The sequence below is a fragment of the Clavibacter sepedonicus genome (genome assembly GCF_000069225.1).
Lineage (GTDB): Bacteria > Actinomycetota > Actinomycetes > Actinomycetales > Microbacteriaceae > Clavibacter > Clavibacter sepedonicus.
Genome location: NC_010407.1, coordinates 1 through 13,418, shown reverse-complemented (window position 1 = coordinate 13,418; position 13,418 = coordinate 1). Strand labels below are relative to the sequence as shown.

Here is a 13,418-nt window from a genome sequence, read left to right as displayed (position 1 = left end):
CACGGCGGAGCTGGGACTCGGCGGACGCACAGGCTCCGTCGTGTTTGCCCGCGGAGGCACCCGTGCCAGACTGGGATTCCTGGCGAAATCACACCGATGGAGGTCCCCTTGGGTCTGTCACGCAAGAACAAGAAGGAGTTGGCGAAGCTCCGCACCCACGCGGCCGCCGTCCTCAAGGAGCAGCGCGAGGTCCTCGACCGGGCCAACGTCGTCGTGGCCGAGGCCGCACACACCGCCCGCAAGCTCTCCGACCAGCACGTCGTCCCCGCCGTCAAGCGCGGCGTCGACGACCACATCCGTCCCAGCTACGAGGCCGGCGCCGAGCGCGTCCGCGCCGCGGCCGACTCGGCCTACAAGGGCTTCACGCACACCGTCCTGCCGGCCGTCGCCGGTGCCGCCGGATCCGCGGTCGCCGCGACCGAGGGCATCCGCAACAGCAAGCAGGTGCAGGACGCGGTCAAGAAGGCCGGCAAGGTCTCCTCGAAGGCGCAGGAGTTCGGCAAGCACTACGTCGACAACGGCCGCTCCTATGTGGGCCGCTACGTCCCGCAGGTGGCTCCCGCGAAGAAGGGCCTCGGCTTCGGCGGCGTCGCCCTCATCGCGCTCGGCGTCGTCGTGGTCGGCGGCGTCGGCTATGCGCTGTACCAGACGTTCCGCGCGGACGACGACCTGTGGATCGCCGACGACGAGCCCGAGGCCGTCGACGCGACCGCGAAGGACCAGCCCGCGAGCTGATCACCGCTCCTCGATCCCTCGGGATCCGACGAAGGCCCGGCCACCGAAAGGTGCCCGGGCCTTCGTCGTTCCGGCGACGCCGCGATACGACCCTCGGATGAACGGCTGTCCGCGGCGACGAGCCAGTGGAAGCAGGGCCCCAGCTGGAGCGTGACCCGGTGTCGGGTGTGATGTGGAGTCACGGGGAATCGAACCCCGGACCTCCTGCTTGCAAAGCAGGCGCTCTACCAATTGAGCTATGACCCCGATTGGCGAGCCTCGGACCGCTTGACGATCTACCGGCTCGTTTCCCGCCTTGCCCCCGGATCATGCGGATCCGGGGGTGTTGGTGGGGATACCAGGATTTGAACCTGGGACCTCTTCATTATCAGTGAAGCGCTCTAACCAACTGAGCTATATCCCCATCGGGCAGGTACACGTTACCGTACGCCTGCCCGTTTCTCCCAATCGGCTACGCGTTGGTGAAGCCGACGAGGACGCCACCCGTGATGCGCACGCTGAGGTTGTACAGCAGCGCGGCCACGGCGCCAAGCACGGTGCCGACGACGATGTTGAGGACGGCCACCACGATGGCGAACCCGAGCACCTGTCCCAGGCCGAAGACGTCCTGCAGGGAGAAGTCCGCGGATCCGGAGACCTCCTGGAACAGCTGGTCGACCGTGCCGAACACGTTCGTGGTCTGCAGGACGACGTAGATGAGGAACGTCGCCACGACGGTGATGATGCCGAGCACCACGGAGAAGAGGAACGCGAGCTTCAGCGCCGACCAGAAGTCGACGTACACGAGCTTGAGACGCACCTGCTTGGTGGTGGTGGCTCGCGACGACTTCTTCGCGAGCTTCTCGGCGACACTACTCATCGGGTGTTCCCTTTCCAGCAGCGGTACCGTCGGACGCGTCGGGCGCAGCTTCGGGGACCACCAGGTTGCGTTCGGAGTTCTTGGCCAGGGAGATGATCCTGTCGTCGTCCGCGAACCGGGCGAACACGACACCCATGGTGTCGCGGCCCTTCGCCGGGACCTCGGCCACGACAGACCGTACCACCTTGCCGCTGGCGAGCACGACGAGGATCTCGTCCTCCTCGCCGACGATGAGGGCCCCCGCGAGATCGCCTCGGGCATCCTGCAGCTTGGCGACCTTGATGCCCATGCCGCCCCGGTTCTGCACGCGGTACTGGTCCGCGGCGGTGCGCTTCGCGAAGCCGCCCTCGGTCACGACGAACACGTAGCCCTGCTCGCCCACGACGGATGCGCTGAGCAGCGTGTCGTCCCCGCGGAACGTCATGCCCTTCACACCGGAGGTCGACCGGCCCATGGGACGCAGCGCCTGGTTGTCGGCCGAGAACCGCAGCGACATGCCCTTGCGCGACACGAGGAGCAGATCGTCGTCCTCGTCCACCAGCAGCGCCGAGACGAGCGCGTCGCCGTCGCGGAGGTTGATCGCGATGATGCCGCCCGTGCGGTTCGTGTCGTACTCCGTGAGCGCCGTCTTCTTCATCAGGCCGTCGCGGGTGGCGAGCACGAGGTACTGGGCCACCTGGTAGTCGCGGATGTCGAGGACCTGCTGGATCTCCTCATCCGGCTGCATGGCGAGCAGGTTCGCGACGTGCTGGCCCTTGGCGTCGCGGCCGGCCTCCTGCAGCTCGTATGCCTTGGCGCGGTACACGCGCCCCTTGTCCGTGAGGAAGAGGAGCCAGTGGTGCGTCGTGGTGACGAAGAAGTGCTCGACCACGTCGTCCGCCCGGAGCTGGGCGCCCCGCACGCCCTTGCCGCCGCGGTGCTGGCTGCGGTAGTTGTCGATGCGCGTGCGCTTGATGTACCCGCCGCGCGTGACCGTGACCACCATCTCCTCCTCGGGGATGAGGTCCTCCATGCTCATGTCGCCGTCGAAGCCGAGCATGATCTCCGTGCGCCGGTCGTCGCCGTACTTGTCGGTGATCTCCTGCAGCTCGGTGCTGATGATCTCGCGCTGCACGGTGGGCGTCGCCAGGATGTGCTTGTACTCGGCGATGCGCTGCTCGAGCTCGGCCGCCTGGTCCTGGATCTTCTGGCGTTCGAGCGCGGCCAGCCGGCGCAGCTGCATCTCGAGGATGGCGTTGGCCTGCAGCTCGTCGATGTCGAGGAGCTTCATGAGGCCGCTGCGGGCGACCTCGACGGTCTCCGACCGGCGGATGAGGGCGATGACGTCGTCGAGCGCGTCGAGCGCCTTGAGGTAGCCGCGCAGGATGTGGGCGCGTGCCTCGGCCTCGTTGAGCCGGTACTGCGTGCGTCGGACGATGACGTCGATCTGGTGGTCGACCCAGGCGGAGATGAAGCCGTCGAGCGCGAGCGTGCGCGGGATCCCGTCGACGATCGCCAGCATGTTGGCGCCGAAGTTCTCCTGCAGCTGCGTGTGCTTGTAGAGGTTGTTCAGCACGACCTTCGCGACCGCGTCGCGCTTCAGCACGATGACGAGGCGCTGGCCGGTGCGGCCCGAGGTCTCGTCGCGGATGTCGGCGACGCCGGCGAGCTTGCCGTCCTTGACGAGCTCGGCGATCTTGATCGCGAGGTTGTCGGGGTTCACCTGGTACGGGAGCTCCGTGACCACGAGGCACACGCGGCCCTGAATCTCCTCGACCGCGACGACCGCGCGCATCGTGATGGATCCGCGGCCGGTGCGGTACGCCTCGAGGATACCCTTGGTGCCGAGCACCTGCGCGCCCGTCGGGAAGTCGGGTCCTTTGATGCGCTCGAGCAGCGCCTCGAGGAGCTCCTCCCGGTTCGCGTCGGGGTGCGCGAGCAGCCACTGGGCACCCGCCGCCACCTCGCGGAGGTTGTGCGGCGGGATGTTGGTGGCCATGCCGACCGCGATGCCCACGGATCCGTTCACCAGCAGGTTGGGGAAGCGCGACGGCAGGATCTTCGGCTCGAGCGTGCGGCCGTCGTAGTTGTCCTGGAAGTCGACCGTGTCCTCGGTGATGTCCCGGACCATCTCCATGGCGAGCGGGGCCATCTTGGTCTCGGTGTACCGCGGGGCGGCGGCGCCGTCGTTGCCGGCGGAGCCGAAGTTGCCCTGGCCGAGCGCGAGCGGGTAGCGCAGGCTCCACGGCTGCACCAGGCGTACGAGCGCGTCGTAGATGGAGGAGTCGCCGTGCGGGTGGAACTGGCCCATGACCTCGCCGACCACGCGGGCCGACTTGAAGAAGGAGCGGTCGGGGCGGTAGCCGCCGTCGTACATCGCGTAGATCACGCGGCGGTGCACGGGCTTGAGGCCGTCGCGCACCTCGGGAAGCGCGCGCTGGACGATGACGCTCATCGCGTAGTCGAGGAACGAGCGCTGCATCTCGAGCTGGAGGTCGACCTGCTCGATGCGGTCGTGCGTGACGACGACGCGCGCATCGGGATCGACGATCGCGGCGGGCAGCGAGTCGGAGGCGGCGGCGGACGCCGGCATCACGCCCTCCTGCGGCAGCGCGTCGTCATCCGGGGTCGCGCCCGTGCCCTGCTCGTCGTCCGGAGTGTTGTCGTCGGCCATGGAGGTCCCGTTCAGAGGTCGGTGGATCGTGGGGTCGGCATGGGGCGGCGGTCAGCGTGGGGCCGAGCCGCCGCCCGGTCGATCAGATGTCGAGGAACCTGACGTCCTTGGCGTTGCGCTGGATGAAGCTCCTGCGGGACTCGACGTCCTCGCCCATGAGCGTCGAGAACACCTCGTCGGCGCCCGCCGCGTCGTCGAGGGTCACCTGCATGAGCGTGCGCGTGGCGGGATCCATGGTGGTCTCCCACAGCTCCTTGTAGTCCATCTCGCCGAGGCCCTTGTAGCGCTGGATGCCGTTGTCCTTCGGCAGCTTCTTGCCGTTCTGCTGCCCGTGGATCAGCAGGGCGTCGCGCTCCGCGTCCGTGTACACGTACTGGTCCTCCGCGTTCGACCACTTGAGCCGGTACAGCGGCGGCTGCGCGAGGTACACGTAGCCGAGCTCGATGAGCGGCCGCATGTAGCGGAACAGCAGGGTGAGCAGCAGGGTCGTGATGTGCTGGCCGTCGACGTCGGCGTCGGCCATCAGCACGATCTTGTGGTACCTGACCTTCTCGGCGTTGAAGTCCTCGCCGATGCCCGCGCCGAACGCGGTGATCATCGACTGGACCTCGTTGTTCTGCAGCGCGCGGTCGAGGCGGGCCTTCTCGACGTTGAGTATCTTGCCCCGCAGCGGCAGGATCGCCTGCGTCGTGGGGTTGCGGCCCTGCACCGCGGATCCGCCGGCGGAGTCGCCCTCGACGAGGAACACCTCGCTGAACGCCGGGTCCTTGCTCTGGCAGTCCTTGAGCTTGCCGGGCATGCCGCCCGACTCGAGCAGCCCCTTGCGCCGGGTCTGCTCGCGCGCCTTGCGGGCGGCGAGACGCGCCTGCGAGGCCTGCATCCCCTTGCGGATGATGTCCTTCGCCTGCGAGGGGTTCTTCTCGAGCCAGTCGCCCAGCTGCTGTCCGACGATGCGCTGCACGTAGGCCTTGGCCTCGGTGTTGCCGAGCTTCGTCTTCGTCTGGCCCTCGAACTGCGGCTCGCCGAGCTTCACGGAGATCACGGCGGTGAGGCCCTCGCGGACATCGTCGCCGGTGAGGTTCTCGTCCTTCTCACGCAGCAGCTTGTTCTCGCGCGCATAGCGGTTGACGAGCGTGGTGAGCGCCGCGCGGAACCCCTCCTCGTGCGTGCCGCCCTCGTGCGTGTTGATGGTGTTCGCGTACGTGTGGACGCTCTCCGTGTAGGAGGTGGTCCACTGCATCGCGACCTCGAGGCTGATCTTCTTGACCGTGTCCTCGGACTCGAAGGCGATGACGTCGGCGTTGACGACCTCGGTCTTCTTCGCCTTCACGAGGTGCTCGACGTAGTCGACGAGGCCCCGCTCGTACAGGAACTTCTCGGTGCGGTGCTCGGCGCCGTCCTCCTCGCGCTCATCGTGCAGCGTGAGGGCGAGGCCCTTGTTAAGGAACGCCATCTGCTGGAAGCGCGCGCGCAGGGTGTCGTAGTCGAACTCGACGGTCTCGAAGATCTCGCGGCTGGGCCAGAAGGTGATGGTCGTGCCGGTCTCGGTGGATCCCTCGCCCTTCTCCAGGGGTGCGTCCGGCACGCCGATGGTGAAGCTCTGGCGCCAGACCGCACCCTGGCGGCGGACCTCGACGTCGAGGCGCTCCGACAGCGCGTTCACCACGGAGCTGCCGACGCCGTGCAGGCCACCCGACACCGCGTATCCGCCGCCGCCGAACTTGCCGCCGGCGTGCAGCTTGGTGAGCACGAGCTCGACCGTGGAGATGCCCTCGACCGGGTGGATGTCGACCGGGATGCCGCGGCCGTCGTCGACGACGCGGATGCCGCCGTCCTTGCGCATCGTGATCTGGATGTCGCTGGCGAACCCGGCGAGGGCCTCGTCGACGGAGTTGTCGACGATCTCGCTCACCAGGTGGTGCAGTCCTCGGGGTCCGGTGGATCCGATGTACATGCCGGGGCGCTTGCGCACGGCCTCGAGGCCCTCGAGCACCTGGATCTCGTTGGCGCCGTAGTCGTTGCTCACCTGCTGGCGGGTGATGTGGTCGGAGTCGTTGTGCGTCTCCTCGACCTCCACCTCGTCGGGGGTGGAGTCGTCGGGGAGGTCCTGTGTGGCATCCGATGTCATGAAGTGGTGGCTCCTGCCGCGTCGACGCGCCCCTGCCCGACGGCGGTCGCGCGCCGATCACGAGGTGATCCGCCGACCGTCGTCCCTGGACTGCGGGCGACCCCTCATTCTATCGCAGTAGTAAGCTCCGCACCTCCTATCCGGCCCGCTGCGGCGCTTTCGCGACGGGGGTGACCTTGATTCGCCTCCCTAGCCGTAGGTATCGCGCGGGCCCCGCCCTGGGATCGACCTGGGACCCTTTTTCCAGGACGGGGCGTTCGGCCCCTGGAAGCGGATCGACCGGATGCCCGCGTCGGGGAAGCGCTCGGCGATCCGCGTCGTGATCTCCACGCGCATGAGCCGGAGCTGCGTCGCCCACGCCGTCGACTCGCACTCGACCGTCAGGAGGCCGTCCTCGATGCCGACGGGGGACGAGTGCACGGCCGTCTCCTCGCCGGCGATGGTCGTCCATGCCGCCATGAGCTCGGCCTGCGAGAGGGAGGACGTCCAGCCCATCCGCGAGGTGAGCGAGTCCATCACGTTCCCCAGGGAGTCGGGATCCCGCCCGGGCTGGAACGGCGAGCTGCCCGCCTTCTGCTCACGGCGCTTCCGCGCGGAGGGAGAACGCACGGACGCGTCGCCGAACACGCGGCGGAACCGGCGGTAGACGGCCACCGCCTCCGACTCGGGCATCGGACCGCCGTCGGGTGCGCGGGGGATCACGCCGCTCCCCCGTCCTCGCCGGGCGACGCCGGCTCGGAGGCCGAGGCCGGCGTCGGCGACTCGACGATCGCGCCGGCCCGGATGTGCACGGCGTTGGCCGCCAGGTGCTCGGGCACGTCCTCGAACACGGCGGCGGTGATGAGCACCTGCTCGAACCCGGTGACGGCCTCCGCGAGCCGCCCGCGCCTGGCCTGGTCCAGCTCCGCGAAGACGTCGTCCAGGATCAGCACGGGGTCCCCCGTCTGCGAGTCGCGCCGCAGCAGCTCCGCCGACGCCAGCTTGATCGCGAGAGCGAACGACCACGACTCACCGTGGCTGGCGTAGCCCTTCGCCGGTAACCCGTTGAGCCGGAAGAGCACATCGTCGCGGTGCGGGCCCACCAGGGTCAGCCCCCGCTCGAGCTCTCGGGGTCGCATCCGCGCGATGGCGGCGGTGAAGACGGGAACGACGTCTTCGGTCCGCGTGAAGCGCCCTCCATCGCGTGCCCCGGTCTCGTCCGCGACGTCGTCCTCCCCCGGGTCGTCCGCGAGGATGCTCAACTCCGGTCGCGCCGACGGGCCGTGGTCGGATCCCGCAACAGCCAGGTACGCGCGCGCCAGCTCCGGCTGGAGGGACTCCACCAGCGCACCGCGCGCCGCGATGATCTGCGAGCCGATCGCGACGAGGCGCTCGTCCCAGATGTCGAGCGTGCTCAACTGGTCGGCCTTCATCCCGCGTGCACGCGCCGACTTGAGCAAGGTGTTGCGCTGCTTCAACGCCCGGTCGTAGTCCGACAGGACCCCGGCGAGCCGAGGCGTGCGCAGCACGAGCAGCTGGTCGAGCAGCCGGCGCCGACCCGACGGATCGCCGCGCACGAGCGCCAGGTCCTCGGGGGCGAACAGCACGCTCGAGAAGTACCGCGGCAGTTCGCGCGTCTTGGTCGCCGTGCCGTTCACCTGCGCCCGGTTCGCGGCCGAGCGGTTGATCTGCACCTCGACCCGGAGCTCGCGCCCCGCGTGCTGGAGCAGCGCCCGGATCACCGCGGACTCCGCGCCCTGCCGGACGAGCGCCTGATCGGTGGAGACGCGGTGCGACCCGAGCGTGCTCAGGAAGCCCAGCGCCTCCACCAGGTTCGTCTTGCCCTGCCCGTTGCTCCCCACGAAGAGGGTGGCACCGGGCAGGAGCGCGACGTCCGCGCGGGTGTAGTTGCGGAAGTCACCCAGGGAGAGGTGACGGACGATCATCCGGTGGTCAGGACTTCTTCTGCACCGAGTGGCCGCCGAACTGGTTGCGCAGCGCCGCGACGGCCTTCATGGCCGGGGAGTCCTCCTGGCGGGAGGAGAAGCGCGCGAAGATCGACGCGCTGATGGCGGGCATCGGGACGGCGTTGTCAAGCGCCTCCTCGATGGTCCAGCGGCCCTCGCCAGAGTCCTGCACGAAGCCCTCGATGTCCTCGAAGCCCGGGTCCTCCTTGAGCGCCTTGACCAGGAGCTCGAGCAGCCAGGAGCGGACGACCGTGCCGCGCTGCCATGCCTCGAACGTGCCCGTGACGTCCTTGATGATGTCCTTGCGCGCCGCGAGGAGCTCATAGCCCTCGGCAAACGACTGCATCATGGCGTACTCGATGCCGTTGTGGACCATCTTCGCGTAGTGCCCGGCGCCGGAGTCGCCGACGTGGACGAAGCCCTCCTCGCGGGGTCCCTCGGGACGGAGCGCGTCGAAGACGGGCATCGCGCGCTGGACCTGCTCGACGGGTCCGCCGACCATGAGGCCGTAGCCGTTCTCGAGGCCCCAGACGCCGCCCGAGACGCCGGCGTCGACGAAGTCGATGCCCTTGTCCTTGAGCAGTCCCGCGTGCGCGAAGTCGTCGGTGAACTTGGAGTTGCCGCCGTCGATCACGAGGTCGCCCGGCTCCAGGATCCGCGCGAGGTCGCCCACCACGTTCTGCGTGACCTTGCCGGCCGGGACCATGACCCAGACGAGGCGGGGGGTGGGCAGCGCGGCGGCGAGGTCGTCGAGGGTGGCCACGTCGGAGACGTCGGGGTTGGTGTCGTATCCGGTCACCTCGATGCCGTTCGCCTCGAGGCGCGCGCGCATGCGGGCGCCCATCTTGCCGAGTCCGACGAGTCCGATGTGCATGTTCTCTCCTTGATCGCGGTCTAGCTGTACCCGGCCGTGACGTTGGTGACACTTCGGGGCGTGTGAAGAGGCCTCCTGGCTTGATGGAGCTGTTCAGTTCAACCATCGCCAGGAGGCCTCGATGTCCCACGGTAATGCTCGTCTGACGGTTCACGGGAGGGTTCTCCTCGTGCGGCGGGTGGTGGAGGATCGTCGGCCGGTCGCGCACGTCGCGCGGGAGCTGGGGGTGTCGCGGCAGTGCGCGCATCGATGGGTGAACCGGTTCCGTGCCGAGGGGCTGCGAGGGCTGACGGATCGGTCATCGCGGCCCCGGTCAGTACCGAGGCGAACGAGCCCGGAGCGGGAACGGGCCGTGCTGGAAGCGCGGGCCCAGTTGCGGGCGGGTCCTGCGCGGCTGGCGCCGGTGACAGGTGTTCCATCCCGTACGATCTCCCGGATCCTGCGCCGGCACGGGGCGCCGCCGTTGGCATGGTTGGACCCCGTCACCGGGGCCGTGATCCGGGCATCCCGGTCAACGGCGCACCGGTATGAGCACGAGCATCCGGGTGATCTGATCCACGTGGACGTGAAGAAGCTCGGGAGGATCCCGGACGGAGGCGGCTGGCGGGTCCACGGGCGCAGCGAGCAGGTCCGCGGCCGCGGGATCGGGTTCGATTACGTCCATGCCGCGGTCGATGACCACACCCGTCTCGCCTACGCGGAGATCCATCCCGATGAGAAAGGCGCGACCGCGGCCGGGTTCCTGGCCCGCGCAGCGGCGTACTTCGCCGGGCGCGGGATCACCCGGATCGAGCGGGTCATCACGGACAACGCGTTCGCCTACCGGCACTCGACCGCGTTCAAGAACGCCGTCCAGGACCTGGGCGCGCGGCAGAAGTTCATCCGCCCGCACTGCCCCTGGCAGAACGGCAAGGTCGAGCGCTTCAACCGGACCCTCGCGACCGAGTGGGCCTACCGGCAACCCTTCACCAGCAACCAACACCGCGCCGACGCGCTTGACCCCTTCATCGAGCACTACAACACTGAACGGATCCACTCGAGCCACGGGCTCACGCCCGCGGCCCGAGTGTCACCAACGTCATGACCCAGTACATCTAGCGCAGCAGCAGGTTCGGCTGCAGCAGGTACCGGTAGTTGTCAGCGCCGGCCTGGTCCTTGGAGGACTGGCTCGTGATGAGCACGGGGCCGGGCTTGTTGGGGTTGTCCGTCTTCGTGAACGAGAGGCGGACGAACTCGGAGTGGACGGCGCCGAGGCCGTCCAGCAGGAACTGGGGCTTCAACGACACCACGGTGTCGACGCCTGTCAGGAGGGCGTCGATGCTCTCCGACGCCTGCGCGTGCTCGGAGCCGATGGCCTCGAGGGTGAGCCCGTCGATCGTGAAGGTGAAGCGGAGGGCGGCCTCGCGCTCGAGCACGAGCTGGACGCGGCGGGTCGCCTCGATGAGGTCGGCCGTGTTGATGACCGCGTAGTTGTCGACCGTCTCGGGGAAGAGCCGCTTGACCGGCGGGAAGTTGCCGCGGATCAGCAGGGACGTCACGGTCTTCTTGTCGGCGCTGAACGCGATGAGCTGGCGGTCGTCGGTGTCCGTGATCGCGACGGAGATGGTGCCGCTGTGGCCGAAGGTCTTGCCGATCTCCTGCAGCGTGCGGGCCGGCACGAGGGCGGTGCGGCTGGTGCCGTCCGTCGTGGAGTCGCCGCCGTCCCAGTCGATCTCGCGCACGGCCACGCGGTAGCGGTCGGTGGCGATCAGCCCGAGGCTGGTCTCCCCCACCTCGAGCTGCACGCCGGTGATGACGGGCGTCACGTCGTCCCGGGAGGCGGCGACGGCGACCTGCGAGACCGCGGCGGCGAACTGCTCTGCCGGGAGGAGCCCGGACTGCTCCGAGATCTGCGGGAGCGTCGGGTACTCCTCGACGGGCATGCTCAGCAGCGTGAAGTGCGCGGATCCGCACGAGACGGTGATCTTCGAGTCCTCCGTGGTGAAGCGCACGGGGGCGTTCGGCAGGCGGTTCGCGATGTCGGCGAGCAGACGCCCCGAGACCAGCACGCGTCCGGGCTCCTCGATGTCGGCCTGGATCTGCGTGCGCGCCGAGACCTCGTAGTCGAACGACGACAGCGTCAGTCCGTCCTCGGTCGCCTCGATGAGCACGCCGCTCAAGATCGGGAGGGTCGTGCGCTGCGGGAGCAGCTTGACGGCGAAGGACACCGCCTCGCTGAAGACGTCCCTGTTGACTTGGAACTTCACGTTGTGGACCCCTCGATGAGCGGAAGATTTGTCGGTCAATGCTAGCCGTGCCGACGGGGGCTCCCACGACCGTCGATCCCTCCACACCCTGAGGTTCTTGGGCGACATCCAATGAAGGGTTTAAGGATCAATAGTCTTAACCGCTGTGGAATCTGTGGACAACTCCCGGCGTCCCCGTGATCGAGCGGGAACTACACGTCTGGAAGTTGTGGGACGGGTGTGCAGCGGCCTGGGGACTCGGCGGAACGGCGGCGACGCGACGAGGCCGGTTCCACAGGCCGGGTCCTCGAACCCACATCCACTCCGGCGGTTCTCCACAGTTATCCACACTCTGTGCACACTGTGGGGAACAGCGGATCCGACCTCTCACGCACTCTGTCCTCGCATCGCGGCCGTGTTCAGGAGGGCACCGACGGCGTCGAGGGTCGGGTGGGTGCGGGGCCTGGCTCGGCGTACGCACGCAGAAGGGGCCGGACCTCATGGTCCGACCCCTCCTGCTGCGTCGTCTCCTGTGCGCGCCGCTGGTGGGCGCACAGGCTGCCGGCGTCACATCTTGCCGTAGCGGTGGTTCTGCTTGATCCGGCTGGTGAGCTCGGTCACCTGGTTGTAGATGGAGCGGCGTTCCTTCATGAGCTCGGTGATCTTCTTGTTGGCGTACATGACCGTCGTGTGGTCGCGGTTGCCGAACAGCTGGCCGATCTTCGGCAGCGAGAGGTTGGTCAGCTCGCGGCACAGGTACATGGCGATCTGGCGTGCGGTGGCCACAGCCTGCGAGCGGGAGGAGCCGTACAGGTCGTCGACCGTGAGCTTGAAGTAGGCGGCGGTGTGGTTGATGATGTCGACCGGCGCGATGACGTTGTCCTCGTCCAGCGTGATCAGGTCCTTCAACACCGTCTGCACGAGCGCCAGGTCGACGGGCGTCTTGTTCAGGCTCGCGAACGCGGTGACCCGGATGAGCGTGCCCTCCAGCTCGCGGATGTTCGAGGTGACCTTGGTGGCCATGTACTCGAGGATGTCGTCCGGGACCTGCAGCTTCTCGCTCTGCGCCTTCTTGCGCAGGATCGCGATGCGCGTCTCGAGGTCCGGCGCCTGGACATCGGTGATGAGGCCCCACTCGAAGCGCGAGCGCATGCGGTCCTCGAAGCCCGTCAGGTGCTTCGGCGGCAGGTCGCTCGTGATGACCACCTGCTTGTTGTGGTCGTGCAGCGTGTTGAAGGTGTGGAAGAAGGCCTCCTGCGTGGAGTCCTTGCCCTGGAGGAACTGGATGTCGTCGATCAGGAGGATGTCGTTGTCGCGGTAGCGCGACTGGAACAGCGACGACCGGTTGTTCGCGATCGAGTTGATGAAGTCGTTGGTGAACTCCTCCGAGCTCACATACCGCACGCGGATGCCGGGGTAGAGGCTGATCGCGTAGTGCCCGATGGCGTGCAGGAGGTGCGTCTTGCCGAGGCCGGAGTCACCGTAGATGAAGAGCGGGTTGTACGCCTTGGCCGGTGCCTCGGCGACGGCGACTGCGGCGGCGTGGGCGAACCGGTTGGATCCGCCGATCACGAAGGTGTCGAAGCCGTACTTGGGGTTGAGGCGCGAGTCACCGCGAGAGGGTGAGGCCGGCAGGCCCGGGTTGTCGGTGGGCGCCGTGATGGTCGGGGTCTCGATGTACGGCTGCTCCGCCGGCTCGGGGTGCTGGGCGAAGGCGTCCTGGGCGATCCCGGGGTTCACCACGATGGCGAAGTTGCTGACGCCTGCCGCCTCGTCGAGCGATCCGATGGCGTTGAGCAGGGGCACGCGGATGCGCTGCTCGAGCATGCCGCGGGTGAGGTCGTTGGGCACCTCCAGATAGAGGGTGCCGGTCATCACTCCCTTCGGCTCCACGAGGCTGATGAAGCCGTGCAGCTGCGGCGTGATGCGGTCGTCCGCGGTGAGGGCGGCGAGCACCTTCTGCCAGATCGCGTGCGTCGGGTCGGAGCGGTCGGACAT

9 protein-coding genes, 2 tRNA genes and 1 pseudogene are annotated in these 13,418 nt (G+C 68.3%); 2 read left to right on the top strand and 10 right to left on the bottom strand.

All coding sequences use genetic code 11. The features are described 5' to 3' along the window. The first annotated feature begins 108 nt into the window (after window positions 1–108). Entirely contained in the window at window positions 109–735 is a 627-nt protein-coding gene (locus CMS_RS00060; RefSeq protein WP_223842676.1) for a hypothetical protein, read from the top strand. 173 nt (window positions 736–908) lie between these two features. Here CMS_RS00060 and CMS_RS00055 read toward each other — a convergent pair. The 8 genes and pseudogenes from CMS_RS00055 to gnd all read right to left on the bottom strand — a co-directional run. Next, window positions 909–981: transfer RNA gene (locus tag CMS_RS00055), tRNA-Ala, on the bottom strand. A gap of 80 nt (window positions 982–1,061) precedes the next feature. After that, window positions 1,062–1,138 (bottom strand) — tRNA-Ile (locus tag CMS_RS00050). Between the two features lie 48 nt (window positions 1,139–1,186). Next, window positions 1,187–1,594 (bottom strand): DUF3566 domain-containing protein, encoded by a 408-nt coding sequence (locus CMS_RS00045; protein WP_011931227.1) that lies wholly within the window; start codon window positions 1,592–1,594, stop codon window positions 1,187–1,189. Continuing rightward, window positions 1,587–4,247, bottom strand: coding sequence for a DNA gyrase subunit A (gene gyrA, locus CMS_RS00040; RefSeq protein WP_012297503.1), 2,661 nt, complete (start codon window positions 4,245–4,247; stop codon window positions 1,587–1,589). Before gyrA ends, CMS_RS00045 begins: the two co-directional genes overlap by 8 nt. Before the next feature lie 82 nt (window positions 4,248–4,329). Next, entirely contained in the window at window positions 4,330–6,375 is a 2,046-nt protein-coding gene (gene gyrB / locus CMS_RS00035; protein WP_041464238.1) for a DNA topoisomerase (ATP-hydrolyzing) subunit B, read from the bottom strand. Between the two features lie 189 nt (window positions 6,376–6,564). Continuing rightward, complete coding sequence (locus CMS_RS00030; protein ID WP_012297501.1) at window positions 6,565–7,077, bottom strand: DUF721 domain-containing protein; 513 nt, start codon at window positions 7,075–7,077, stop codon at window positions 6,565–6,567. Then, the gene (gene recF, locus CMS_RS00025) at window positions 7,074–8,300 is read right to left on the bottom strand and encodes a DNA replication/repair protein RecF (protein ID WP_012297500.1); all 1,227 of its coding nucleotides are present in this window, start codon (window positions 8,298–8,300) and stop codon (window positions 7,074–7,076) included. Before recF ends, CMS_RS00030 begins: the two co-directional genes overlap by 4 nt. Before the next feature lie 7 nt (window positions 8,301–8,307). Beyond that, window positions 8,308–9,210 (bottom strand): annotated as a pseudogene (gene gnd / locus CMS_RS00020) (phosphogluconate dehydrogenase (NAD(+)-dependent, decarboxylating)); the annotation flags it as partial. A 106-nt stretch (window positions 9,211–9,316) separates the two neighbouring features. Between gnd and CMS_RS16365 the strand changes: the two are divergent. Beyond that, entirely contained in the window at window positions 9,317–10,279 is a 963-nt protein-coding gene (locus CMS_RS16365) for an IS481-like element IS1121 family transposase (RefSeq protein ID WP_012297498.1), read from the top strand. A gap of 10 nt (window positions 10,280–10,289) precedes the next feature. Here the strand turns inward: CMS_RS16365 and dnaN are convergent, their stop codons facing one another. Beyond that, window positions 10,290–11,441, bottom strand: coding sequence for a DNA polymerase III subunit beta (dnaN, locus tag CMS_RS00010; RefSeq protein WP_041464236.1), 1,152 nt, complete (start codon window positions 11,439–11,441; stop codon window positions 10,290–10,292). Between the two features lie 546 nt (window positions 11,442–11,987). Further along, window positions 11,988–13,418, bottom strand: a complete 1,431-nt coding sequence (gene dnaA, locus CMS_RS00005; protein WP_012297496.1) for a chromosomal replication initiator protein DnaA — start codon at window positions 13,416–13,418, stop codon at window positions 11,988–11,990.